Raw genomic sequence first — 24,033 nt, forward strand, 5'->3', positions numbered from 1 at the left:
CTGGCTATTCCGGCACCAACCAGTCCAGAGTATGGTTCAGGCCAAGCCGTTCAGCACCCTGTAAATCCTCCATCATGGCCGCCATGCGCTGCTCAAAGCCCCAGGGCGGATTAACCACCAGCATGCCTGAACCCATCATGCCTCGCTCCGGGGGAGCCTGTAGCCGTACCTCATTGCGCAGGGTCTTGCGCACCGCCGCTTCGCTTTTCAGAGCACTTAGCAGGCGCTGTTCCAAACCGCTGGTCAGTATCGGGTACCAGACAAGAAAGACCCCATGCCGGCACTTTTTCCAGGCTTTGGTCAACGCCTGGGCAACGGACTCGTAATCACTCTTGACTTCGTAAGACGGGTCAATCAAAGCCAGCAGGCGTGGCTGAGGGGGCGGCAGGCTTTTCAGCAGGCCCTTCAAGCCATCTTCATGGCGCACCCGGATACCCGCCTGTTGCCCCCAACGAGCCAACTGCTGCTCTTCCGAGGGATGCAGCTCAAACGCCGTCACCGAATCGCCGGGGCGGCTGAAAGCGGCAAACCAGGCCGGTGACCCCGGGTAGACCTGCAACGTCTTCGGGGCTCGGCCTTGGTTGGCATCGGCAATCACCTCAATGAATGGCGCCCAGTCACTCGCCGCCAACTGCGAACGCAACGGCCAGAGTTTGCGCACACCCTCATCGGCTTCAGCTGTCTTTCGGGCCCGCTCACTCTCCAGGTCATAGATAGCACTGCCCGCATGGGTGTCAAAGCAGGCAATGGCCGTTTTCTTGGCGTGCATCATGGTCAGAACAAGCGCCAGGGCAGCGTGTTTCTGTACGTCGGCAAAATTGCCTGCGTGGAAGGCGTGAAGATAACTCAGCATATAGGGCTCCCGAAATCTGGCGTCATTAAGCCGCAGTCACTGTTGTGGTGCAAGCGATGCTCGGGCCACCTTGCTCTTCAATGGCTTGCTCAATGTCAAATCGGCCTTGATTCACTGCCTTTCCAACCTCATAATCTGAACGCTAATTAATCTTATTACCAGTCCCACATTGCATGGAGCCTCTATGACCCGACTATTTCGCCCAGCACCGCTCGCGCTGACCATTGCCGCAACTCTGACTGCCGGGTGTGCGAACGCTCCGTGGTCCAGCGATCAGGCTGAACCGGCGACCAAGGCCTCGGTTGTTTCCCACTACGCCGACGTTGCGCACGCCACGTACGAAGATGCTCTGATTACCGCTCGCGCTCTGGACAAAGCCACTGACCGGCTGATCGCCAACCCCACCGAAGCCAACCTGGCCGCAGCCAAAGACGCCTGGCTAGAGGCCCGCGTGCCCTACCAGCAGTCTGAAGTGTTCCGGTTCGGCAACGCCATTGTGGACGATTGGGAAGGCCAGCTGAATGCCTGGCCGCTGGACGAAGGCCTGATCGACTACGTGAATGCCGACGACTATCAGTACGAGCTGGGTAACGCCGGCGCCACCGCCAACATCATCGCCAGCAACAACATTACCGTCGGCGGCCAGGATCTGGATGTGTCCCGCCTGACCCCCGAGCTACTGGCCAACCTGAACGAGATTGGCGGTTCCGAAGCCAACGTGGCAACCGGCTATCACGCCGTTGAGTTCCTGCTCTGGGGCCAGGATCTGCACGGTTTTGAAAGCGGTGCAGGCGAGCGCCCGGTGACGGACTTTGCCAAAGGCGGCGACTGCACTAACGGCAACTGCGACCGTCGCGCCCAGTACCTGGATGCGGTTACCGATCTGCTGATCTCGGATCTGGAATGGATGGTGGCCCAGTGGGCCCCGGAAACCAGCGGCAACTACCGCGCCCTGCTGACCAACGCCAGCGCCGATGAGGGCATCCAGAAAATGCTGTTCGGCATGGGTTCACTGTCGCTGGGCGAGCTGGCCGGTGAGCGCATGAAAGTGGCGCTGGAAGCTAACTCCTACGAGGACGAGCACGATTGCTTCAGCGACAACACCCATAACTCACACTACTACAACGGCAAAGGCATCCAGAACGTTTACACCGGCACTTACCGCCGCGTGGACGGCTCTGTGGTCACCGGCCCGTCCCTGTCAGACCTGGTTGAGCAGAACAATCCGGAGCTGAACGCTCGCCTGACCGCACAACTCGATGCCTCCATGAAGGCGTTGGCGGTGATGAAGGCCCGCGCGGAAAGCAGCCAGAACCCCATGGCTTTTGATAGCATGATCGCCCCGGCCAATGCCGAAGGCAGCCGCATTGTGAATGGCGCTATCATGGCGCTGGTTGAACAGACCGGCTCCATCGAGCAGGCGGCCCGGGAGCTTGGCATTGAAGCACTGTCTCCAGACGATGCCGGCCACGCTTTCTGATCCGTAGGCGCCAACACGCAGGCAGCGGGGGCTTCCCCGCTGCCTGAAAAACAAGAACAAGCCATGGAAAGCCCTCCTGCTCCTGCGGGATGTTTTTCCATGGCTTCTTCCATTCTGAAACGCGAGTCTTTATGAAACGAGCAATTTTCTCTTTACTGTTGCCGTTAGCCTTCGGTACTCCGGCCCTGAGCGCAGCAAGTCACGCTGGCTACCCTTTGCAAACCACACCACACACCGGCGGCGACGGTACCGTTCAGCAAGCCGACAGCAATGCCTATTCCTTGCCCCAGGGCAATCTGTCGATGACCAAACGGCTGGATTTCAGCGTCGGCAACAGTTTTTTCCGCAACCCCTGGGTGGAAGCGCCCGCCAGCACCGATGCCCGGGACGGCCTGGGCCCTTTGTTTAACACCAACTCCTGCCAGGGTTGCCACGTGAAGGACGGCCGGGGGCACCCGCCCGGTGTCGACGAACCCCCGGTGTCACTATTTCTGCGCCTGGCAGTACCGGCAGATCCGGAGCAGGATGCCGAGATACTTCGCAAACATGGTTTTAAACCGGCACCGATGTATGGCAGTCAGCTACAGACCGCCGCCCTGCCCGCCGCCAAACCCGAAGCCGAGTTGGTGACTGACTGGAAAGCCCTGACACACACGCTCGCCGATGGCACCGAGGTGGAATTGCGCAAGCCGGTGTACCGCATCGAGAACCCGAATTACGGCCCGTTACCGGAAGACCTGCTGGTCTCTCCCCGGGTGGCGCCACCGATGATTGGCATGGGCCTGCTCGAAGCCATTCCCATTGCCCGCCTGGAATCTCTGGCCGACCCGGATGACAACAACAACGACGGCATTTCCGGCAAGCTGAATCAGGTATGGGATCTGGCCACAGAAACCACCGTACCCGGCCGGTTCGGCCTGAAAGCCGCTGAGCCGAACGTACATCAGCAGAGCATGGGCGCGTTCGCAGGGGATATGGGGCTGACGTCATCGCTCAAACCCACCACCGACTGCACCCCGGAGCAATACTGCGAGCGTTTTGCCCATGGTGGTGAGCCGGAAGTCAGCGACAAGGTCGCCAACTTTGTTTCCTTCTACGCCCGCAGTCTGGCCGTGCCTGCCCGGCGCAATATGGCAGACGAGGCCGTGCAGACCGGCGCCCGACTGTTCAACGAAACCGGATGTGCCGCCTGTCATACCCCCAGGCACCAGACCGGCGAAGTAGCGGAACGCCCGGATTTGAGCAATCAGACCATCTGGCCTTACACCGACCTGTTGCTGCACGACATGGGGCCTGGCCTGGCCGATGGCCGCGATGAGTTCCTGGCCGATGGTAACGAATGGCGTACACCGCCACTGTGGGGTATTGGCCTGACCCAGGTCGTCAACCCGCAAGCCGGTTTTCTGCACGATGGCCGCGCCCGCACGCTGGAAGAAGCCGTGCTCTGGCACGGTGGCGAAGCCCAACCGGCCGCCGACCGCTATCGCCAGATGTCCGCGCAAGACCGCCATGCGCTGATCGAATTCCTTAACTCACTCTGAGGACACGCCATGCACACGATGACCCGAATCCTTTGCGCATCGGCCCTCGCCCTTTGCAGCTCCCTGGCGCTTGCAGGCACCGCCGACCGACAGGCCAGGCAGCAATGGCATCAGGCCATTGGCGAGGGGTATCAGGCCCTGGCAGTGGCATCCGGGCAACTGCAATCCGCAGCCGATGACTATTGCACTACCGCCAACGACAGCAACCGAACCACGCTGAACAAGGCCTGGCAGCGGGCCTTTCTGGCCTGGCAGCAGGTTCGCTTCGTGGATTTCGGGCCGGTGGAACAGAACAATCTGTCCTGGCAATTCCAGTTCTGGCCAGACCCGAAGAACCTGATTGCCAAAAAAGCGAATGCCCTGATGGGTATGGAACAGCCCGTCACCACCGAACAGGTTGCGCAGTCCGGGGTCGCGGTTCAGGGTTTCCCGATGCTGGAATACCTGTTGTACGACACCCGGCATCTCAACTCTGACCATGCACTCCCCGCCAGCGGTGCTTGCAACCTGCTCCAGGCCGTTTCCCAACACCTTCGCAGTAATAGTGAAACCCTTGCGGCAAACTGGCGCAGCTTCGAATCCCGCTATCTGGACACCGACGCCTATCGGGATGCCACCATCCGGGCAGGCATGGGGGCACTGGAGATTCTGGAAGAACGTCGTTTGGCCCAGCCCATGGGGTTACGGGGCAATGGCAAACGCAATGCCTACATCACCGATGCCTGGCGCAGCGGCCAGAGCATGAAAGCCGTCGAAGCCACCGTTACCGGCCTCAAGCAACGATTCCTGCCGGGGCTGACGACTCTGCTGACCGCCGAGGAACACGCCGCCCTGGCTGGCCGCATCCAAAAACAGTTTGACGAGGTACTGGAAAATTTCCCGGTTGCTGACCTGCCCATGACCACCGCCATCCAGCAGGACGATCAGTTCCGGGTGATTCAGAGCCTGTATGTGGATGTGTCGCAGTTGGCAACCATGGTGAACAACGAAGCCGCCGTGGCACTGGGTGTGGTGCGAGGGTTTAACTCCAGTGACGGCGACTAAGGGCACAAATCATGGCGCTTGATCGCAGGCAATTTTTACAGGCAACCCTGGCCGGGGGCCTGGGTATTACTCTGAGTGGCTGCTCCCTGCTGCCGCAAAAATCCGGCCCGCAACCTGCCCGGTATTCCGGTGCCGTGGGCCTGCCCGATGGCAGTTTTGGCGTAAGCGCGTTCGGCCGCTCCGGCCAGATACTCTGGCAATCTCCGGTTGCCACCCGTTGCCACAGCGGCTGCAACCGGCCGGCTCACGGCGACATTCTGTTTTTCGAGCGCCGCCCCGGCTGGTCGTTTTACGTATTTGACGGCAACACCGGTAAGCGCCTTTATCAGATCAAAGCTGACGAAGGAGAACACTTCGTTGGCCACGGTGTGTTCTCACCCGATGGCCGCTGGCTGTACGCCACCGCGAGCCGCTACGAGCAAGGCCAGGGCATGGTTGCCGTGTACGACGCCGAGCGGGATTATCGGCGGGTGAACACCTTCGATCTTGGAGGCACCGGGCCCCATCAGATTACCCTGCACCCGGACGGACACACACTGGTGGTCGGCCTGGGGGGCATCCTTACCCACCCGGACTACGACCGCATCAAACTCAATCTCAGCACCATGAAACCGGCCCTGTTGCTGCTGGATCGGCACAATGGCCAGGTACTGGCTCGCCTGGCGCCGCGCCATCATCAGCAGAGTGCGCGCCATGTTGATGTCAGCCCTTCAGGCAAAGTCTACGTGGCCTATCAATATCAGGGCCCGTTGTACGAACGCCCGGCGCTGCTGGCAAGGCTGGAAAACGGGGCATTGCGGGAATACCGGTTTGATGATGACACCCAGGCCGCCCTCGCCAACTACATCGCCAGCGTGATTGCTCATCCGGATAACGACCTGGTGGCCGCGGCCTCACCGGTGGGCGGCACCGCCATCATTTTCCGGGGCAGTACCGGGGAACTGGTCAACCGCGCCAGTATCACCGATTGTGCCGGTATTCAGGCTTTGGCGGGCGGTGACTTTCTAATCTCCTCCGGCCAGGGCCAACTGGTTCAGCTGGGCGCCGCACAACCTGCCCGAAAGCTTGCCAGCCTGCCGGTTTACTGGGATCACCATCTGGTCTGATCCCCCGGCCCTTATCAACCGGGTTAATGGCAGCCGTGCTTGCTGGTATGCTTGGCAAAACTTTCCAGAGGACGGCGCTTTGTCAGCAACCAGACGGGACACCATCGAACAGCTTTACGGCCTGATCGCAAACGAGGAAGATGCCCGGGTCTGCAAGGACATCCCGGAAGAAGCCTGCCAGGAGGTACCCCGCAACTTCTTCCTGATTCTGTTCAGTAACGTACTCACCAAGCTGGGAGATCTGCTGATCAGCCCGAAAACGGTGCTGGCCTGGCTGATGAGCGCAGTAGGGGCACCGGCGCTGGTGGCCTGGCTAGTGCCGATCCGCGAATCCGGGTCGATGGTGCCGCAGATGGTGATTGCCGCCTGGGTGCGCCGCAAAGCCGTTCGCAAATGGTTCTGGACGCTGGGCAGCTTCGGCCAGGCCATCAGCGTAGCAGCCATGGCCGCCAGCGTCTGGTTCCTGGACGGTTACGCGGCTGGCAGCGGTATCGTCATCGCTCTGATCGTGTTTTCGCTGTCCCGGGGGTTCTGCTCGGTGGCCATGAAAGACGTTCAGGGCAAATGCATTCCGAAAACCCGCCGTGGCCGCTTGTCCGGGCTTGCCTCCACCATCGGCGGCACGGCAACCGTGGTACTCACCGGCCTGTTGTTCTGGGATCGCGGCGATCCGAGCCTGGCGTTTTACACCACCCTGCTGTTATTGGCAGCGGGCCTCTGGCTGATTGCCGGCTTTCTCTTTGCCAATGTTGAAGAGTATCCCGGCGAAACCGGAGGCGGCGGCAACGCCATCAACGAGGCCTTCCGCAGCCTGTCGCTGTTGCGGGACGACCCTCCGTTCCGGCATTTTGTCATCACCCGGGCGCTGTTACTCTGCTCCGCTCTGGCCTCACCCTACTTTGTCGTGCTGGCACAGCAGGAAGCCGATATTGGCTGGATGCTCGGAGTATTCCTGCTCGCCAGCAGCCTTGCCAGTTCCCTCAGCGCCAGCTTCTGGGGATGGGCCGCCGACACCTCCAGCCGCCGGGTTATTATTCGCGGCGCCGCTATGGCCAGCGGTATCTGCCTGGTGGTAGGCCTGCTTGCGTTAACACTTGGGCCCGGCTTTGGTGGCGCCTGGTTCTACCCAATCGCATTTTTCGTACTGAGTATTGCCCACGCGGGCGTGCGCCTGGGCCGGAAAACCTATCTGGTGGATATGGCGGGAGGCAACAAACGCACCGACTACACCGCGGTCAGCAACACCGTCATCGGGCTGTTGTTGCTGGTAACCGGTGCGCTTACCGCAGCGATTTCACTGATTTCAGATATAGCGGTGATTCTGGTGCTGGGATTGATGGGCTTCGCCGGAATGCTGAGCGCACTCCGGCTGGAAGAGGTTACGGAAGACTGACCGGAGCCATCACTCCGGTGTTTTGCCGTCGTTCAGGGCCAGCGCCCCTTTGACGATGCGGTAGATGACCCAGATCGCGATGCCCAACAGGATGAACCAACCCACAATCAGCATGGTGGTCAGGATCCCGATCACCGTCCATAACAAGCCTATCCAAAACGTGCGTATCTGCCAGCGGAAGTGAGGTTCTATCCAGCTGCCCCGCACCTCGTCCAGCTTGACATAGTTAATGATCACGCCCACCAGGGCGGTGATGCCACCCAGGAAAAACGACAGTCCCTGCAGAATGTAGACCACCACCGCCAGGTTTCTGGCGGGGCTGGACTGCCGCTGGTCGCGATCTGCCGGAATAAATTCGGAATCTTGCATCCTGCACTCCCCAAAAGTGTGATAGCCGGATAATTACAACACAGCCGGTGGCTAATGTCCTGCGGGCTGATAGCCGATCCGGAAGCCCCCCCAATGCTTGCCGTTCACGAAAATCGGCACCGAGACATCGTGCATGATTTCGCCGGTGTCCCGCCGATAGGTTTGCAACAGCATCGATTCCGTATGGCTGCCACAGCGAATACCCGTGCGGTCATTGAACAGGCGCTTACTGCGGCTTTTCACCAGATCCACCTCACGATTACCGGTGGGCGGATGGGCGAAGGCCTGGTTATGGGTTGGCACGTAGCCATCAGGAGCACAGGCGATGGCAAATACGATCGCATCGTCCGACTTGTTGATCGGCTCCTGAATGGCAGGCAGCGCACGGTCAGTGAAGCGGTCGAAACTGCTGGCATACTGCTGAGGGTCTGTACCCGGAACAGGTTTGCGCTGTTTGTCGAACAAAGCAGCGTCGGTCAGCGCCTGCTCACGGAGAGCCTGCTCGAATAACTGGCCAATCCGGGCGGCGCCCTCCCGGGCCTTATCGTAAAAGCGGCGATGGTAACTTTCTTCACTGTTAAGAGCGAAAGCCGCATTGGCCACCTCGGCAAGCTCCATCAGTGTCGCCGCCTGACGGGCCAGCGATGCCACACTGTGCTCGCTCTCCGAGATGTGATCCCGCACTGCCTCAATGCCGGTGAATACCTGTGCCAGACTGTGCTCGTTCGCCTGATCGATCTCAGCAATTCGGGCCACCTGCTGCTGCACCCGGTCGGACTGATCCCGAATCTGATCGAGCTGGCCGCCAACGCTCTCGACCGAGGCCAGGCCGGCCTCTACTGTTTGCGCCAGGTCTTCAATACGGGTCACGATCAGGCGGGTGTCGCTCTGGATTTCATCCAGTGTCTGTGCGGCCTCGCTGGTGGCCTGGGCGGTCCTTCCCGCCAGCTGCCGCACTTCATCGGCAACCACTGCAAACCCCCGGCCCTGCTCCCCTGCCCGTGCTGCCTCAATGGCCGCGTTCAGTGCCAACAGGTTGGTTTGTTCAGCGATGCCATGAATCGTGCTGGTCACGCCCTGAATCCTGCCGGATTTTTCATTCAGCGCCTGAATCAATGCGAGGTTCTCTGAGGACTGCTGGTGTACCAGGCGAACACTTTCAATCGCAGCCAGCAACGCCTGACGGCCTTCAACGCTGACTTCCCGATTCTGCAGCGCCATCGTGGCCGCGTCGGTGGCCTGCTCCGAAGATTCCCGAACGGTATCCAGAATCTGCCGGGCGTGGTCTGCCATCTGTGCAGTCTCAGCGACCTGTTGATCCAGCCGACGCTTCACCTGGTCAGCTGCAAAAGACACCTCCGCCGCCGAAATCGCATTGAGGTCAGCACTTTCCGACAGGGTATCGATCAAGGCCCGCCCAGCCCTGGCATCTGCAAGTATCCCCGAACAGCGGGTTTGTAACGGATCGTGTTCCGGCAGCGAGCGGTCTTCAAGAGCGGAAAGGCTCCGTTCAAATGGCGCGAGCACGCGTACCACCAGAAACCCGGTGGCTATCGCCAGCCCTAATATTAACCCTATCAACAGCGCGGCCGTATCCAGCCCCGTGATCATCGACATCGCAACGCCCAACAGGCAAGCAACAACGGAAATACCTGCGCCCCACAACAGGACCTTTCGATCGAGTAACCCCATGGTGCCCTCATCATTATTATTTCTGACACATACATCTTGTTAACTCAGGCCAATCAAGAGAGTAAAGAAATACGACGGGTTAGGAACCTGTACTTTAGTGGGTTATCGGCCCCAAACCTGAAACCTGAATCGAAAAAAGCCCGCCCGGGAACAACCGGAGCGGGCTTTGATGTATGGTCAGCCTGGATGCAAATGGCAACCGTTCACGGAGGTCGTGGGTTACCTTATTTGGTTACTTCGTCGTAGCCTTCTTCAATGGAATCACCGGCGGCTTCGGCAGCATCGTTCAACTCCTCTCCGGCATTTTCAGCCCCTTCACGGAGTTCGCCCATCACCCCTTCATCCTGTCCGGTGGCTTCCTCCCAGGTTTCCTCGGTTGCGTTAGCCGCGTCATCAACGATTTCGCCCGCGTTCTCACCCGCCTGCTCGAAATCCACACCCTCATCCTCGGAGCTGCAGGCCGCAAGCCCAAGCGACATGACCAGCGCAAGCGCACTCAACGTAAACTTATTCATAACGTGTCCCTTTGTCGATTAAGTTTCAGAACACGTTCAGGATAAAAGTCCCGGGTGTTTAATAGCAATTACCCGGCGATTACGCTTTTGTTAGCCGTTCTCCGTCGATCATGATGATATGGTCCGCCGCCACCATTTGCCCCTTTTCCAGTATCAGAAAATCCCGCCCGGCCCGGCTTAATACTTCTCGCACAATGCCATGTACAACACACACCTGCCCGGTGGCATCGGTGTAAATAATCTCCGCGAGTTTCAGGCTTCTGGCGTATTCCTGCAGACGTTTCTGTAGATGCCACGGCATGGTGGCCGGAGATGAATGTGAGGCGTTCATGGCAGCGCTTCCCTGTTCTTGTTGTTGGTGACTGCTTCTGGTGTCAGCAGGAAGTCTGGACCAGTGATCGGAAATTCGCCACTGACCACGAACAACCGCACAAACGCCGCACTTAAAACCACTCGGGCTTCATTTTCAGGCAAGTGTCATCCTGGTTTCGCAGCAGTACCAGATCCTGCGCAACCGTGGGCAGCTCCCAATGGAAGAAGTACTGGGCCGCCTGCAACTTGCCCTGATAGAAATTCCGCTCGGCATCACTGTTCGCAGACACCAGCGCCCCCGCTGCCACATTCGCCTGCCGCAGCCACATCCAAGCCACCACAATATGACCGAACAGGTGCAAATAGCAGCTGGCATTGGCCAGGGTTTCGTCGGCCTTTCCGGCCATCAGCGATTTGCCAAGGCTCTGGGTCACTTTCACCGCCTGCTGCAAGGTTTCACTCAGCGACAGCGCCCATTGCTGGCAGCGCTCGGTATTCGCCGCCTGCAAATCCGCCTGCATCTCCTGCAACAACAGCTGCAGACCATGGCTCTGATCCTGCCAGATCTTGCGCCCCAGCAAATCCAGCGCCTGTATGCCGTTGGTGCCCTCATGAATCGGATTCAGGCGATTGTCCCGCCAGCACTGCTCCACAGGGTACTCCCTGGTATAGCCTGCGCCACCGTAAACCTGAATCGCCAGATCGTTGGCCCGGGTGCCATAGTCGGACGGCCAGGCCTTGATCACCGGGGTCAACAGATCCAGCAATTTACCCGCCTCCAAACGCTTCTGGGCATCCGGGTGAGTGTGCTGGTCATCCATCAGCCGGGCACCAAACAGGCACAGCGCCAGCCCGCCCTCGCTGTAGGCTTTCTGGGCCAGCAGCATCCGACGGACATCGGCATGGTCAATAATGGGCACTTGCGGGCTTTCAGGGTCTTTTTCGCTGGTTTTACGCCCCTGCAGCCGGTCTTTGGCATACTCCAGGCTGTGCATATAGCCGCGGTAGCCGATCACCGCCGCGCCAAAACCCACCCCCACGCGGGCTTCGTTCATCATCTGGAACATGTATTTCAGCCCCTGATGAGGCTCGCCCACCAGAAAGCCATGGCATGGCGCGTCGTCGCCAAAACTCAGGGCGGTACTGGTGGTGCCCCGGTAACCCAATTTATGAATCAGTCCGGCCAGGCTTACGCCATTGCGATCACCGGGATTGCCTTCGTCGTCCACCCGGAATTTGGGAACGATAAACAGAGAGATACCTTTAACACCGGGCGGTGCACCTTTAATCTTGGCCAGTACCATGTGCACAATGTTCTCCGTGATGCTCTGCTCACCACCGGAAATATAGATTTTCGCGCCCTTGATCAGATAATGGCCGTCATCGGTGGGCGTCGCCGAGGTGCGGATATCCGCCAGGCTGGAACCGGCATGGGGCTCGGTCAGCGCCATGGTGCCGGTGTAACGGCCGCTAAGCATGTGCGGCAGAAAACGGTTACGCTGCTCGTCACTGCCGAACACGCGGATCAGGTTGGCGGCGGCGGTGGTAAGAAACGGATATCCGGCTGTGCCCGGATTGGCGGCGGTAAAGAAGCCGTTGCAGGCCGCCATCACCGACTCCGGCAATTGCATGCCGCCCAGTTCGTAATCGAAACGGCCCGCCAGAAAGCCCGCCCCGGCGTAGGCTTCAAAAGCCTCTTTGACTTCTGGCAACATTTCCACCTGGCCATCGACAAACGCTGGCTCGTTCTTGTCGGCGGCACTGTTGTGGCTGGCAAATTTTTCTCTAGCCATCTTGTCAGCCGTTTCAATCACCGCATCAAAGGTCTCTTTACTGTGTTCACTAAAACGCGCACGTTCAATCAGAGCTTGGGTATTCATCACTTCGTAAAGCTGGAACGCGAGATCCCGGCGGTCAATCAGCGTGTCTGTCATTGATTCTCTCCTGTGTCTGTCGCAAGCGTCTCACAAGCAGCGGGGCGGTTGAAATTGCCCTTGCGAACTTTCTGATCCGGATCTCTTTTTGCCCTATTCCATCCAAAGAGGGATTGATCTCCACCTTTGGTATCGTTCCTATGGCCCGGCTTATGCATCAAACTGTTATGAAGGCGTTTTTTTGCCGCAGTACGTAAAAACCATTGACAGTTTTAGCCCTTCGGGGAGGTAGTTTCGATGAAAGCGCCCATGAAATCGAATCAGGCAGAAATGCTGAACCGGCTGTACAACATGAAGCTGAAGCAGCTGGCCCAGGCCAATCAACAGGGTAACAGCCTGCATTGCCAGGTTCTGGAGGCGGAAGCTAGGGCCATTTTCAGCGCCATAAAGTCCGCCCGTTAAGGGTAGTGAACAACAACGCCCGGAAGTGACAAAACGCGCATCCGGGTGACTTTTTTGATAACAGAATCGGCCAGTTGACTTGACCTTGCCAGAAGGCCACGTATTATCATTTCTCAAGTTTGACTGACGGAGCAACCATGACCGCAAGGTCCCACGGCTGCAAAGACTCGCCAACAAGGCCCCAGACCGCTGACATCTGCTTGCAGCGGGGGCGACTCCCCTATTTCCCGGATCCTCCTTTCCCAGGCTGATGCCCGGCATTTCTGCCATGGCAAGTTCGCCATAGAAAGGTTCCATGCACGGACCCTGTCCGACAGCTAGACTCTGACGGGTAAACATCTTTACCCATCACCCGTAAGAACACCGATAACGAGGTTGCGATGTCGCTACCGCTGGTTGTATTTCTGCCATTTTTAGGGGCTATTGCGGCGCCCCTGTTCGCTCAGGGTGGGCGCACGGCCATCGCCATCGCGTCGTCTGTGCCTGCGCTGGTGGCTCTGGCCGCCCTGTTCCCCCATTGGGAAACCCTGGCCACAGGCGGCACCGTTCTGCACAGCTACGAATGGCTGCCAGCCATTGGCATCTCTTTCAGCTTCCGCCTGGACGGCCTGGCACTGTTGTTTGCCCTGCTGATTCTGGTGATCGGCCTGCTGATTATTCTGTATGCCCGCTATTACCTGAAACCGGCCGAAAACATCGGAAAATTTTACGCCCTGCTGCTGTGCTTCAAGGGTTCCATGCTCGGTATCGTGCTGTCTGGCAACCTGCTGCTAATGCTGATTTTCTGGGAACTCACCAGCCTGACCTCCTTCCTGCTGATCAGCTTCTGGAACCATAAACAGGACGCCCGGCGGGGCGCCCGGATGGCACTGGCGGTTACCGGCGGTGGGGGGCTGGCGCTGCTGGCGGGCATTCTTATTGTTGGCAACATCGTGGGCAGTTTTGAGCTGGACGACGTGCTGGCGGCCGGTGACCTGATCAAGAATCACAGTATGTACCCGGTGGCATTGTCATTGATTCTGCTGGGGGCCTTTACCAAATCCGCCCAGTTCCCGTTCCATTTCTGGCTGCCCCATGCCATGCAGGCGCCTACGCCGGTCTCGGCGTACCTGCACTCGGCCACCATGGTCAAGGCAGGCGTGTTCCTGATGGCCCGCTTGTACCCGGCGCTGGCGGGTACCGAGCAGTGGTTCTACATGGTCAGCTTTACCGGCATGGCCACCCTGCTGATCGGCGCCTACACGGCCATGTTCAAGCACGACCTCAAAGGCCTGCTGGCGCATTCTACGGTCAGTCATCTGGGGCTGATCACCCTGCTGTTTGGCATGGGTACAGAGCTGGCAGCGGTGGCAGCGGTGTTCCATGTAATTAACCACGCCACCTTTAAAGCTTCGCTGTTTATGGCGGCAGGGATCATCGACCACGAGACCGGCACCCGGGATATGCGCCGGATCAATGGCCTCTGGCGTTACATGCCCCATACCGCCACTCTGGCCATGGTGGCGGCTTCGTCCATGGCGGGGGTACCGCTGCTGAACGGCTTCCTCAGTAAAGAAATGTTCTTTGCCGAGTCGCTCGAGCTGAACCTGCCAGGGCTCTGGGCCTGGCTGCCACCGATTGTGGCGACTCTGGCCGGTATCTTTGCGGTGGCCTATTCGGCCCGGTTTATTCACGACGTCTTTTTTAACGGCAAACCCAAGAACCTGCCGATCTATCCGCCCCATGAACCGCCACGGTACATGAAGATTCCGGTGGAAATACTGGTGTTTGCCTGTGTGATGGTAGGTATGTTCCCGGCTATTTCCGTCGGCCCCCTGCTCAATGCAGCCGCGGGCGCTACCCTCGGGGGCGAGTTGCCGGACTTCCAGCTGGCAGTCATCCATGGCTTCAACCTGCCTCTGATTATGAGCTTCGTGGCCTTTGCAGGCGGCCTGGTCATGTACAGCCAGCGCAAGAAGTTCTTTGCGTTTCACGCCCGGTTCCGCGAAATCGATGAAAAGGCCGTGTTCGAGGCTGTGGTGCTGCGCATTGTCGAGAAAGCCAACAGCTTTACCTCGCAGATCGAAAACGGCTCGTTACAGCGCTACGTCATGTTGCTGGTGGTGAGTGTCTTGGCGGTCGCCGCCATGCCCTTGCTGGATCTTGGCATTTTTGTGGGTGAGCGCGGGCTTAGCCCGGTGGATTGGCCCACGGCCATCGCCGCAGTGGTACTGGTGGCCTGCGCGCTGGCCACTGCTGTGGTGCACCGAGAGCGCTTCTATGCGCTGGTGCTGCTAAGTGTGGTGGGGCTGATTGTGGCTCTGGCGTTTGCTCGCTTCTCGGCACCGGATCTGGCGATGACTCAGTTGTCGGTGGAGGTTGTCACTATTGTTCTGTTGATGCTGGCACTGTATTACATGCCCTCCTGGACGCCCATCGAAACGCCACTGCGCCGCCGACTGCGGGACATCAGCCTATCGCTGGTCGCCGGTGCCGGCATGACACTGATCACCCTGGCGATGCTGACCCAGCCATTTAGCTCCATTTCCGAGTTTTTCCTGGCGAACAGCAAACCCGGCGGTGGCGGCACCAACGTGGTTAACGTCATTCTGGTGGATTTCCGTGGCTTCGATACCCTGGGCGAAATCACGGTTCTGGCCATTGCGGCGCTGGGCATCTATGCCCTTTTGAAGAATACGCCGCTGACTCCGCCACCCAGTGATGGCGAGGGCCATGCCTGGTCGCGAGACGCCTATCCGCTGATGCTGCGCCTGATTGCCCGGCCCATGTTGCCCCTGGCCCTGATGGTGTCGGCCTTTATTTTCCTGCGGGGGCACAACCTGCCCGGCGGCGGCTTTATTGCCGGGCTGATCACCTCGGTTGCGCTGATTCTGCAGTACATCGCCAGCGGCATGGAGTGGACTCAGGATCGGGTGCCGTTCAAATATCATAACCTCATTGGCCTGGGCCTGCTGTTCGCAACCGTAGCCGGTGCGGGCAGCCTGGCATTTGGCTACCCCTTCCTGACCTCCACGTTCGGATATCTGACCTGGCCGGTGGTGGGCAAATTCGAGGTGGCCTCAGCGCTGGTCTTTGACCTGGGCGTTTATCTGACCGTCATCGGTGCCACTTTGCTGGCACTGGTCAGTATCGGCCGGGTGTCTCCGCATTCAGCCATCAAGAGCAAACGAGGGGCAGCATAATGGAACTTGTTTTTGCACTGATCATAGGTTCCCTGACGGCCTCTGGCGTTTACCTGCTGTTGCGGGCCCGAACCTTTCCCGTGGTGGTAGGGCTTACCCTGCTGTCTTACGGAGTAAACCTGTTTCTGTTCGCGACTGGCCGCCTGTCCACCGGCCAGCAACCGATTATCGGCAGCTCTGCCGGCTATGCCGACCCCCTGCCCCAGGCACTGGTGCTGACTGCTATCGTTATCGGCTTTGCCATGACCGCGTTCCTGGTGGTGATGTCGCTGAGAAACCTCGCCGACAACGAAGATGACCATGTGGATGGGAAAAAGCCCTACAAATCGCCAGCACCGGAGCACGAAGAGGAGGTTACCGGTAAATGAACCATTGGCTTACCGCTCCGATTCTGATCCCCCTACTGGGTGGCATTCTGCAGGCCCTGATGGGTTACGCCCCAATCAGCCTGCGCCGCACCCTGGCCCTGGCAACCACCGTACTTATGCTGGTGTCTACCATTGTGCTGCTGATACTGGCAGACGACGGCAGCTACCGGATCTACGCGTTTGGTAACTGGCAACCACCGTTCGGCATCGTGCTGGTACTGGATCGCCTGGCTGCCCTGATGCTGATTCTGACGGCGGTGCTTGCGCTGTTCTGCCACCTGTTCGCCATTGGTGGCGCCGATGAGGGCAACCGGCAGTTCCATGCCCTGTTCCTGTTCCAGCTGATGGGCCTGAACATTGCCTTCCTGACCGGCGATCTGTTCAACCTGTTCGTCGCCTTCGAGGTGCTGCTGATTGCCTCCTATGGCCTGCTGATGCATGGCGGTGGTACCGTCAGAACCGTTCCCGGCCTTCACTATGTGGTACTCAACCTGATTGGCTCGGCGGTGTTCCTGATCAGTGTCGGCATGATTTACAGCGTGACCGGTACCCTCAACATGGCCGATCTGGCAGTGAAGGTGGCACAGGTCAGCGGAGACAACCTCAATATTGTGAAGGCGGGTGGCATGATGCTGCTGGTGGTGTTCGGCCTCAAGGCTGCCATTCTGCCTCTGTGTTTCTGGCTGCCCCGGGCCTATGCCAAAGCCACTGCGCCGGTGGCGGCCCTGTTTGCGGTTATGACCAAAGTGGGTATTTACGCCATTTTGCGGGTCTATCTGCTGGTGTTTGGGGAAAGTGCGGGTGCCCTGGCCTTTCTCGGCATGGACTGGCTGTTCCCCATCGCCCTGGCCACCCTGTCCATGGGCGTCATCGGGGCACTGGGTGCAGGCAGCCTGAAAACACTGGTGGCCTGGCAAGTGATTATCTCGGTCGGAACACTGCTTGCCCCCATCGCGCTGGGCTCAGAAGCGGGCCTGTCGGCTGCCCTGTTCTATCTACTCAGCACCACCTGGACGGTGGGCGGGCTGTTTCTGGCGTCGGAACTGGTGGCGCACCAACGGGGCACCGCCGACGACCGGATCATTACCGCACCGAAAATGCGCAATCGTACCTTCCTGAGTGTACTGTTCATGGTAGGAGCGGTAGCCGCCGCCGGTTTGCCGCCACTCAGCGGCTTTTTCGGCAAGGTGCTGATTCTGAAATCCGTAGAGTCCGGCGCCGACATGGCCTGGCTGTGGTCGGTGCTGCTCACCGGGAGTTTCCTGACCCTGGTGGCGTACAGTCGTGCTGGCAGCATTGTGTTCTGGCGTACGGTGGATGGCCACCTGCAAACCCCGGAGCCTCTGACTGGCCGGATTTCCGTGGCGGCCGGTGGCCTGACCGCCATGACCGTGCTGATTGTGGCATTCGCAGGCCCGATCACACGTTATACCGATGCCACAGCGGCGCAGCTTCACAACACCAACGCCTACATTGAAATCTTGCAGACCCCCATGATCGGGGAGGATAACTGATGCTGGATCGACTGCGTTTTCCACAACCCTGGCTGAGCCTTACCCTGTTCGTTACCTGGCAGTTTTTGAGTGACGGCATCAGCGGCGGCAGTCTGGTTCTGGGCCTGATTCTGGCCTGGGGCATACCCCAGATGACCCGGAGCTTCTGGCCCGACCCGCCAGCCTTCATTAAAGCTTGGCGCGCGCCTGCATTCGTACTCAGGGTGCTCTGGGACATTGTGGTGGCGAGCGTAGAGGTGGCCAAACTGATTCTCAGCCCGGGGCAGCCACGCCCGGCATTCATTTGCTATCCACTGGAGCTGGAACACCCACTCGCCATCAGTATTCTGGCCAGTACCATCTCTCTGACCCCCGGCACCGTAAGTGCCGACGTAAGCGATGACAACAAACTGCTGCTGATTCACGCGCTGGATGCGGAGAACGATCAGGAGGTGATCGACGCCATTCGCAACCGCTACGAGAAGCCTTTGCTGGAGATGTTTCAATGATGCAGACTGCGCTCTACCTGACCATCGCCATGGTAACGCTGGCCACCGTGCTGAACGTGTACAGCCTGGTGAAAGGCCCCGATTCTCCCGACCGGGTACTGGCGCTCGACACCCTCTACATCAACGCCATTGCCCTGATTATTCTGCTCGGTATTGCACTGAAAACCCGTATGTACCTGGAATCAGCGTTGCTGATTGCCGTGATGGGATTCGTGGGCACGGTCGCCATGGCGAAATACCTCAAACGCGGCAGTGTGATCGAATAATCCGGAGTATCGATATGACCCCTTTCACCGAATACGCCATTTCTGCCCTGCTGATTGTCGGCGGTGTTTTTACCCTGATCGGCGCCATCGGGCTGGCCCGCCTGCCGGACTTCTACACCCGGCTCCATGGCCCCACCAAAGCCACCACCGTGGGCGTGGGTGCCATCGTGATCAGCTCGGTACTGTATTTCAGCACTCTGGGCCAGGACATCGGTATCGAAGAAATCCTGATTACCGCGTTTCTGTTCATGACTGCGCCGGTCAGCGCCAACTTTCTGGCCAAGGCCGCCATGCACCTTCAGGTAAAAACCGCGAAGAACACCCGGGGACAATCCTGGGATCAATAGGCGGTTCGCGTTTCCGGCTGAATGAGCCTACTTTTAGAAAAAACCGTACATAAACAAACGGGACACGATAACACCGAAGATTTTTAGAACCCATCAAGTCGAACCTGAAAGGAGCCAGCGCCCATGATGCTATTGGCTGTGCTATCCGGTTTTCTGGTCACGGCCCTGGTGCCGTTACTGAACCGTTTAGCGGGCAGCTACATCGGCTGGGTACTGGCTCTGGTTCCCGCACTTCTTGCCGCCTATTTCGCCTCTCTGGTGCCAGAGGTTAGCAACGGCGGTCGGCTATTGCTCGAATACCCCTGGATGCCCGGGCTGAATATCTCCCTCGACTTCCTGGTAGATGGTTTGTCGCTGGTTTTCGCACTGCTGATCAGCGGCATCGGCGTTTTCATTCTGATTTATGCGGGCGCGTACCTGAAAGGCCACAAGGATCTCGGCCGGTTCTATGTCATTCTGCTGTCATTCATGGCCTCCATGCTGGGCCTGGTGCTGGCCGACAACCTGATCACCTTTTTCGTCTTCTGGGAGTTGACCAGCATTACCTCTTACCTGTTGATCGGCTTTCACCACGAAGACGCCGACGCCCGCAAATTCGCACTGCAGGGCTTATTTGTCACCGCTGGCGGTGGGCTTGCACTGCTGGCAGGCCTGATTCTCCTGGGCACAATTACCGGCGAATATTCGTTCTCTGGCCTTCTGGAGTCCGGCACCCTAATCAGCCAGCATCCCTATTACACCGCAGCGCTGGTGTGCATTTTGATTGGAGCCTTCACCAAATCGGCCCAATGGCCATTCCACTTCTGGCTGCCCAATGCCATGGCAGCGCCCACACCGGTCTCTGCCTACCTGCATTCTGCCACTATGGTAAAAGCGGGCGTTTATCTGCTGGCCAGGCTCAACGAACCCATGGGCGACACCCTGCTCTGGAGCGGGACTCTGATGGCGTTTGGCACCATGACCATGATCACCGGCGCCTATCTGGCCTACAGCAACACCGGCATCAAAAAGCTGCTGGCCTACTCCACGGTGATGGCACTGGGTACCCTCACCCTGCTGATCGGCGTGGGCACCGAACTGGCGCTGACTGCGTTTGTCTGCTTCCTGGTGGCCCATTCGCTCTACAAGGGCGCACTGTTCATGCTCGCCGGAGCTCTGGATCACGCCACCGGCACCAAAGACATCACCCGCATGGGGGGCCTGCGGCACAGTATGCCCCTAACCGCGGCCATCACCGGGCTTGCCACCTTATCCCTGGCGGGTTTGCCACCACTGTTCGGCTTCGTTGCCAAAGAGCTTTTACTGGAAGCTCTGTTGCAGTCGCCGCTGTGGTCTGCCGGGCTGCTAATGGCCACACTGTTCTCCGCCATGCTGGTGGTCGCGGTGGCAGGCCTGCTGGTAATCAAACCATTTTTCGGCGCTACCGTTAAAATGCCTAAACAACCTCACGAGGCGCCCATGGCCATGCTTGCAGGCCCTGCAGTCCTGGCCCTGCTGGCGTTGATTTTCGGCGTTGCGCCCGCCCTGCCCGCCAGCCTTATTCTTGATGCCGCCATCTCCGCCAGTGTCGGCAGCCCGGTGGCGACGAAGCTGGCACTCTGGCACGGAATTAACGTGCCTTTGATGCTGTCTGCCGCCAGCCTGGTTGTGGGTGCTGTTCTGGTTCATCAGTGGCCTAAACTGCAACCCCGGCTGCACCGGCTCAACAGCACCATGGCCCGGCGCGGGCCAGAGGCCGGGTACTTCGGTTTTATGCAAGGGCTGGCACAGTTTGCCAGTTGGCAAACCCGGCGCCTGCAGAACGGGGTACTGGGCACCTACCTGCTGATTTTGGTGCTGGTGACCTTCGGCCTGACGGGGTACACCCTGCTCTTTCGATACGACATCGACCTGGCCTTCGATCTTGCCGACAGCTACTTCTACGAGTGGGGCATCGCTTTGCTGGTGGTGGCTGCCACAGTATTTGCCTGCATCACCCAATCCCGCCTGGCATCGGTTGCTTCCGTCGGTGTACTGGGGTTTGGCGTAGCACTTACCTTTATCCATTTCAGTGCGCCGGATCTGGGCATTACCCAGTTACTGGTGGAAACCCTGACCGTGATCCTGCTGGTTCTGGTGCTGTTCAAGCTGCCACCGTTCGTGAACCTCTCCACACCCTGGGAACGCTATCGCGATCTGGCGGTTGCCGTCTTTGCCGGTAGCGTGATGGCCTTGCTGATGCTTGCGGTGCTGGACGTCCGGTATTTTGAGAGCATTTCCACATTCTTTATCGAGAACAGCTACGCCCTGGCCCAGGGCCGCAACATCGTGAACGTGATTCTGGTGGACTTCCGGCAACTGGATACTCTGGGAGAGATCTTTGTACTCGGGCTGGCTGCGATTGGGGTTTATTCCATGCTCAAACTGAGGGCGGAGGATCAACAGAAGCCATGAGAACCAGCACCCTGATTCTGCAAACCGCAGCCCTGGCCATCATGCCACTGCAACTTATGTTCTCGGCATTCCTGCTGCTGCGGGGCCACAATGAACCCGGCGGCGGCTTTATTGGCGGGCTGGTGGCCGCCAGTGCCTTTGTGCTCTACGCCTTCACCTTCGGCGCCGACTCCACCCGCAAGCTACTGCGTGCCAAGCCACAGGATTTACTGGCGGCAGGCCTGCTACTCGGCCTGGCGTCAACCATACCAGCCTTGATAGCGGGCCAGCCGATGCTCACCGCGCACTGGTGGCAGTTACCACTGCCCGGCGAAGGCTATCTGAAATTATCCACCGTGCTGATATTCGACATCGGTGTTTACCTTGCGGTTCTTGGCACCCTGATGACCTTTGTGATCGGGCTGATGGAGGTCGAGCAATAATCCAGACACTGGCTGCATAGGGAGGAAGACCAGCCATGGCAACTCTGATGGCACTGGTGGTGGGCATTCTGTTTGCCGCCAGCATTTACATGATGCTCAGGCGCTCCATCGTCAAACTGGTGATTGGCCTGATCATACTGAGTAACGCCGCGAACCTGCTGATCTTTGTGGTATCAGGGCTGACCCGGGGTGCGCCACCGCTGATACCGGACAACGCCAAGGCCGTGGCTGGCGCAGTGGCCGACCCCCTGCCACAGGCCCTGATTCTCACAGCCATTGTTATTGCATTCAGTGTGCTCGCCTTTGCGGTGGTTCTGATCCGCCGGGCCTATGAAGTAGTGGGTACTGACGACCTGGATCAAATGAAGGATACCGATACTTGAACCTGGAACTCGTTCTGCCAATTCTGATTCCACTGACGGCTGGCGCCCTGTCACTGGCGCTGTGGCGCTCGGTCAGGTTGCAGCGATACCTGGCTGTGTTGGCGACTCTGCTGCTGTTGATCGCCGGGCTCTGGCTGATGGATACCACCCTGACCCAGGGCTTCGTGGTGGTCGAGATGGGCAACTGGCCTGCCCCCTTTGGCATTGTACTGGTGGCGGACATGCTGGCAGCCATCATGATTGTACTCACTGGCATTATCGGGCTGGCCATTGCCCTCTACTCTCTTGCCAGCACCCCGCCCGGCCACGAGACCTTTGGCTATTACCCACTGATGCATCTGCTGCTGGCGGGCGTCGCCGGGGCATTTCTGACCGGCGACATCTTCAATCTGTTTGTCTGGTTCGAAGTGATGCTGCTGGCGTCCTTTGCCTTGCTCACCCTGGGTGGTGAGCGTGCCCAGATGGAAGGTGCTATCAAGTACGTGACCCTGAACCTGTTTTCCTCGGCGATTTTCCTGTCGGCCGTGGGCTTGCTGTATGGCATGGTGGGCACGCTGAATCTGGCCGATATTGCCCAGAAAGTGCGCAGCATCGATGACCCGGGCATGATTACCGTGGTATCGCTGATGTTCATGGTGTCTTTCGGCATCAAGGCGGCGGCTTTCCCGCTGTTTTTCTGGTTGCCTGCCTCGTACCACACTCCGCAGGTTGCGGTTTCCGCCCTGTTCGCAGGCTTGCTCACCAAAGTCGGGGTATACGCGCTGTTTCGGGTATTCACCCTGGTGTTCACCCAGGATGTTGGCTACACCCACACCCTGCTGCTCTGGGTGGCCGCGCTGACCATGCTCACCGGCGTACTGGGGGCGGCGGCCCAGTTCGAGTTCCGGCGGATTCTGTCGTTTCACATTGTCAGCCAGATCGGCTACATGCTGCTGGGGTTGGCTCTGTTCACGCCCCTGGCCCTGATCGGCGGCGTGTTTTACATCATGCACCACATCATCGTGAAGACCAATCTGTTCCTGATCAGTGGCATTACCTTTCGCTTGCTGGGCAGCTATCAGCTGAAAGATCTCGGCGGTGTTTATCGCCAACGCCCCTGGCTGGCGCTGCTATTCCTGATCCCGGCCCTGTCCCTGGCGGGCATTCCGCCGCTGTCCGGCTTCTTTGCCAAGTTCATCGTGGTGCGTGCAACCCTGGAGGCCAACGAATATCTGGTGGCCGCCATCGCGCTGCTGGTAGGGCTTCTGACCCTCTATTCCATGATCAAGATATGGGCCGAAGTGTTCTGGAAGAAACTGCCGGAGCACGTCACCGATGCCAGCCGCCTGAACAGCGATGTGAAAGACTCCGGGGCCTGGGCCTGCTATACCCCGGTGGTGGGCCTGGCGGCCTGCACCCTGGCAATCGGGCTCTATGGCCAGCCCATTTACGTGCTGGCCGAAACCGCAGCCGCCCAGTTACTCGATCCTCAAAGGTACATCAATGCCGTACTCGGAGGAGCGCCACAATGATCGGTCTGTTCTGGAATTTGCTGCTGGCCCTTGCCTGGGTAACACTCACTGGCAGCGTTACCGCCATGAACCTTCTGGCAGGCCTGGCCTTTGGCTATCTGGCGCTTATGGTGTTGCAACGCCACGTACCTGCGCTGCATGGCTATTCGCGGAAAATTCCACGGTTCGCGGCGTTCCTGGTGTACTTCCTGAAGGAACTGATCAAGTCGAACCTGAAAGTGGCCTATGACATCGCCACGCCGGTCTGGCATATGAAGCCTGGCGTGATTGCGTTTCCGCTGGTGGCCAGAACAGACATGGAAATTCTCTTTGTCAGCAGTGTGATTTCTCTGACTCCGGGCACTCTGAGCCTGGATATCTCCGATGACAGAAAGACTCTGTTCATTCATGCCATGTTTCTTCAGGATGAAGAACAGTTGCGGGCGGAACTGCGGGAGCTGGAACGTCGGATTCTCAAGGTATTCCACTAGGAGTGTTG

The 24,033-nt window shown here is 58.9% G+C and carries 23 protein-coding genes; 17 read left to right on the plus strand and 6 right to left on the minus strand.

What is annotated here, in order from left to right:
- Window positions 1-4 precede the first annotated feature (4 nt).
- Window positions 5-853, minus strand: coding sequence for a 23S rRNA (adenine(2030)-N(6))-methyltransferase RlmJ (locus tag C7H09_RS12055; protein WP_106762978.1), 849 nt, complete (start codon window positions 851-853; stop codon window positions 5-7).
- A 184-nt stretch (window positions 854-1,037) separates the two neighbouring features.
- Between C7H09_RS12055 and C7H09_RS12060 the strand changes: the two genes are divergently transcribed.
- From C7H09_RS12060 to C7H09_RS12080, 5 genes are all read left to right on the plus strand, one after another.
- On the plus strand, window positions 1,038-2,333 hold the full coding sequence (locus C7H09_RS12060) for an imelysin family protein (protein ID WP_106762980.1): 1,296 nt from the start codon (window positions 1,038-1,040) through the stop codon (window positions 2,331-2,333).
- Between the two features lie 131 nt (window positions 2,334-2,464).
- Complete coding sequence (locus C7H09_RS12065) at window positions 2,465-3,874, plus strand: di-heme oxidoreductase family protein (protein WP_106763113.1); 1,410 nt, start codon at window positions 2,465-2,467, stop codon at window positions 3,872-3,874.
- A gap of 9 nt (window positions 3,875-3,883) precedes the next feature.
- Window positions 3,884-4,918, plus strand: a complete 1,035-nt coding sequence (locus tag C7H09_RS12070; protein ID WP_106762982.1) for an imelysin family protein — start codon at window positions 3,884-3,886, stop codon at window positions 4,916-4,918.
- A gap of 11 nt (window positions 4,919-4,929) precedes the next feature.
- The gene (locus tag C7H09_RS12075; RefSeq protein ID WP_106762984.1) at window positions 4,930-6,024 is read left to right on the plus strand and encodes a DUF1513 domain-containing protein; all 1,095 of its coding nucleotides are present in this window, start codon (window positions 4,930-4,932) and stop codon (window positions 6,022-6,024) included.
- 79 nt (window positions 6,025-6,103) lie between these two features.
- The gene (locus C7H09_RS12080) at window positions 6,104-7,417 is read left to right on the plus strand and encodes an MFS transporter (RefSeq protein ID WP_106762986.1); all 1,314 of its coding nucleotides are present in this window, start codon (window positions 6,104-6,106) and stop codon (window positions 7,415-7,417) included.
- 9 nt (window positions 7,418-7,426) lie between these two features.
- Here the strand turns inward: C7H09_RS12080 and C7H09_RS12085 are convergent, their stop codons facing one another.
- The 5 genes from C7H09_RS12085 to C7H09_RS12105 form a co-directional block, all read right to left on the minus strand.
- Window positions 7,427-7,786 carry a DUF4870 family protein gene (locus C7H09_RS12085; RefSeq protein WP_106762988.1) on the minus strand — a complete coding sequence of 120 codons (360 nt, stop codon included), beginning with the start codon at window positions 7,784-7,786 and terminating at the stop codon, window positions 7,427-7,429.
- Window positions 7,787-7,837: 51 nt separating this feature from the next.
- The gene (locus C7H09_RS12090) at window positions 7,838-9,478 is read right to left on the minus strand and encodes a methyl-accepting chemotaxis protein (protein WP_106762991.1); all 1,641 of its coding nucleotides are present in this window, start codon (window positions 9,476-9,478) and stop codon (window positions 7,838-7,840) included.
- 224 nt (window positions 9,479-9,702) lie between these two features.
- On the minus strand, window positions 9,703-9,993 hold the full coding sequence (locus tag C7H09_RS12095) for a hypothetical protein (RefSeq protein ID WP_106762994.1): 291 nt from the start codon (window positions 9,991-9,993) through the stop codon (window positions 9,703-9,705).
- A 79-nt stretch (window positions 9,994-10,072) separates the two neighbouring features.
- Entirely contained in the window at window positions 10,073-10,324 is a 252-nt protein-coding gene (locus C7H09_RS12100; RefSeq protein ID WP_106762996.1) for a hypothetical protein, read from the minus strand.
- 112 nt (window positions 10,325-10,436) lie between these two features.
- On the minus strand, window positions 10,437-12,239 hold the full coding sequence (locus tag C7H09_RS12105; protein ID WP_106762999.1) for an acyl-CoA dehydrogenase: 1,803 nt from the start codon (window positions 12,237-12,239) through the stop codon (window positions 10,437-10,439).
- A 249-nt stretch (window positions 12,240-12,488) separates the two neighbouring features.
- Between C7H09_RS12105 and C7H09_RS19890 the strand changes: the two genes are divergently transcribed.
- The 12 genes from C7H09_RS19890 (at window position 12,489) to C7H09_RS12160 (ending at window position 24,025) form a co-directional block, all read left to right on the plus strand.
- Entirely contained in the window at window positions 12,489-12,641 is a 153-nt protein-coding gene (locus C7H09_RS19890; protein WP_165794819.1) for a hypothetical protein, read from the plus strand.
- Window positions 12,642-13,021: 380 nt separating this feature from the next.
- Window positions 13,022-15,823 (plus strand): monovalent cation/H+ antiporter subunit A, encoded by a 2,802-nt coding sequence (locus C7H09_RS12110; RefSeq protein ID WP_106763001.1) that lies wholly within the window; start codon window positions 13,022-13,024, stop codon window positions 15,821-15,823.
- A complete protein-coding gene (locus C7H09_RS12115) occupies window positions 15,823-16,191 on the plus strand; it encodes a Na+/H+ antiporter subunit C (protein WP_106763004.1) in 369 nt (122 codons plus the stop codon). Before C7H09_RS12110 ends, C7H09_RS12115 begins: the two co-directional genes overlap by 1 nt.
- On the plus strand, window positions 16,188-17,705 hold the full coding sequence (locus C7H09_RS12120) for a monovalent cation/H+ antiporter subunit D (protein WP_106763006.1): 1,518 nt from the start codon (window positions 16,188-16,190) through the stop codon (window positions 17,703-17,705). Before C7H09_RS12115 ends, C7H09_RS12120 begins: the two co-directional genes overlap by 4 nt.
- Window positions 17,705-18,193: a Na+/H+ antiporter subunit E gene (locus C7H09_RS12125; RefSeq protein ID WP_106763009.1), complete on the plus strand. Its 489-nt coding sequence runs from the start codon at window positions 17,705-17,707 to the stop codon at window positions 18,191-18,193. Before C7H09_RS12120 ends, C7H09_RS12125 begins: the two co-directional genes overlap by 1 nt.
- A complete protein-coding gene (locus tag C7H09_RS12130) occupies window positions 18,190-18,459 on the plus strand; it encodes a K+/H+ antiporter subunit F (RefSeq protein WP_106763011.1) in 270 nt (89 codons plus the stop codon). Before C7H09_RS12125 ends, C7H09_RS12130 begins: the two co-directional genes overlap by 4 nt.
- A gap of 14 nt (window positions 18,460-18,473) precedes the next feature.
- Window positions 18,474-18,806: a Na+/H+ antiporter subunit G gene (locus tag C7H09_RS12135; protein WP_106763014.1), complete on the plus strand. Its 333-nt coding sequence runs from the start codon at window positions 18,474-18,476 to the stop codon at window positions 18,804-18,806.
- Between the two features lie 123 nt (window positions 18,807-18,929).
- Complete coding sequence (locus tag C7H09_RS12140; protein WP_106763017.1) at window positions 18,930-21,239, plus strand: putative monovalent cation/H+ antiporter subunit A; 2,310 nt, start codon at window positions 18,930-18,932, stop codon at window positions 21,237-21,239.
- Entirely contained in the window at window positions 21,236-21,661 is a 426-nt protein-coding gene (locus C7H09_RS12145; RefSeq protein WP_106763019.1) for a Na+/H+ antiporter subunit B, read from the plus strand. The genes C7H09_RS12140 and C7H09_RS12145 overlap by 4 nt, the downstream gene beginning before the upstream one ends.
- A 35-nt stretch (window positions 21,662-21,696) precedes the next feature.
- On the plus strand, window positions 21,697-22,044 hold the full coding sequence (locus tag C7H09_RS12150; protein ID WP_106763021.1) for a Na+/H+ antiporter subunit C: 348 nt from the start codon (window positions 21,697-21,699) through the stop codon (window positions 22,042-22,044).
- Entirely contained in the window at window positions 22,041-23,555 is a 1,515-nt protein-coding gene (locus C7H09_RS12155) for a Na+/H+ antiporter subunit D (RefSeq protein ID WP_106763023.1), read from the plus strand. The genes C7H09_RS12150 and C7H09_RS12155 overlap by 4 nt, the downstream gene beginning before the upstream one ends.
- Entirely contained in the window at window positions 23,552-24,025 is a 474-nt protein-coding gene (locus C7H09_RS12160) for a Na+/H+ antiporter subunit E (RefSeq protein ID WP_106763025.1), read from the plus strand. The genes C7H09_RS12155 and C7H09_RS12160 overlap by 4 nt, the downstream gene beginning before the upstream one ends.
- The last annotated feature ends 8 nt before the right edge of the window (window positions 24,026-24,033 follow it).

Origin of the sequence: Marinobacter fuscus, from assembly GCF_003007675.1 — a bacterium.
GTDB classification, from domain to species: domain Bacteria; phylum Pseudomonadota; class Gammaproteobacteria; order Pseudomonadales; family Oleiphilaceae; genus Marinobacter; species Marinobacter fuscus.

Coding starts and splice junctions, on each gene's coding strand:
- C7H09_RS12070 (WP_106762982.1), top strand. CDS start 3,884: ATGCACACGATGACCCGAATCCTTTGCGCATCGGCCCTCGCCCTTTGC.
- C7H09_RS12110 (WP_106763001.1), top strand. CDS start 13,022: ATGTCGCTACCGCTGGTTGTATTTCTGCCATTTTTAGGGGCTATTGCG.
- C7H09_RS12160 (WP_106763025.1), top strand. CDS start 23,552: ATGATCGGTCTGTTCTGGAATTTGCTGCTGGCCCTTGCCTGGGTAACA.
- C7H09_RS12075 (WP_106762984.1), top strand. CDS start 4,930: ATGGCGCTTGATCGCAGGCAATTTTTACAGGCAACCCTGGCCGGGGGC.
- C7H09_RS12130 (WP_106763011.1), top strand. CDS start 18,190: ATGATGCAGACTGCGCTCTACCTGACCATCGCCATGGTAACGCTGGCC.
- C7H09_RS12060 (WP_106762980.1), top strand. CDS start 1,038: ATGACCCGACTATTTCGCCCAGCACCGCTCGCGCTGACCATTGCCGCA.
- C7H09_RS12105 (WP_106762999.1), bottom strand. CDS start 12,239: ATGACAGACACGCTGATTGACCGCCGGGATCTCGCGTTCCAGCTTTAC.
- C7H09_RS12140 (WP_106763017.1), top strand. CDS start 18,930: ATGATGCTATTGGCTGTGCTATCCGGTTTTCTGGTCACGGCCCTGGTG.
- C7H09_RS12055 (WP_106762978.1), bottom strand. CDS start 853: ATGCTGAGTTATCTTCACGCCTTCCACGCAGGCAATTTTGCCGACGTA.
- C7H09_RS12095 (WP_106762994.1), bottom strand. CDS start 9,993: ATGAATAAGTTTACGTTGAGTGCGCTTGCGCTGGTCATGTCGCTTGGG.
- C7H09_RS12150 (WP_106763021.1), top strand. CDS start 21,697: ATGGCAACTCTGATGGCACTGGTGGTGGGCATTCTGTTTGCCGCCAGC.
- C7H09_RS19890 (WP_165794819.1), top strand. CDS start 12,489: ATGAAATCGAATCAGGCAGAAATGCTGAACCGGCTGTACAACATGAAG.
- C7H09_RS12065 (WP_106763113.1), top strand. CDS start 2,465: ATGAAACGAGCAATTTTCTCTTTACTGTTGCCGTTAGCCTTCGGTACT.
- C7H09_RS12125 (WP_106763009.1), top strand. CDS start 17,705: ATGCTGGATCGACTGCGTTTTCCACAACCCTGGCTGAGCCTTACCCTG.
- C7H09_RS12145 (WP_106763019.1), top strand. CDS start 21,236: ATGAGAACCAGCACCCTGATTCTGCAAACCGCAGCCCTGGCCATCATG.
- C7H09_RS12120 (WP_106763006.1), top strand. CDS start 16,188: ATGAACCATTGGCTTACCGCTCCGATTCTGATCCCCCTACTGGGTGGC.
- C7H09_RS12115 (WP_106763004.1), top strand. CDS start 15,823: ATGGAACTTGTTTTTGCACTGATCATAGGTTCCCTGACGGCCTCTGGC.
- C7H09_RS12090 (WP_106762991.1), bottom strand. CDS start 9,478: ATGGGGTTACTCGATCGAAAGGTCCTGTTGTGGGGCGCAGGTATTTCC.
- C7H09_RS12085 (WP_106762988.1), bottom strand. CDS start 7,786: ATGCAAGATTCCGAATTTATTCCGGCAGATCGCGACCAGCGGCAGTCC.
- C7H09_RS12100 (WP_106762996.1), bottom strand. CDS start 10,324: ATGAACGCCTCACATTCATCTCCGGCCACCATGCCGTGGCATCTACAG.
- C7H09_RS12135 (WP_106763014.1), top strand. CDS start 18,474: ATGACCCCTTTCACCGAATACGCCATTTCTGCCCTGCTGATTGTCGGC.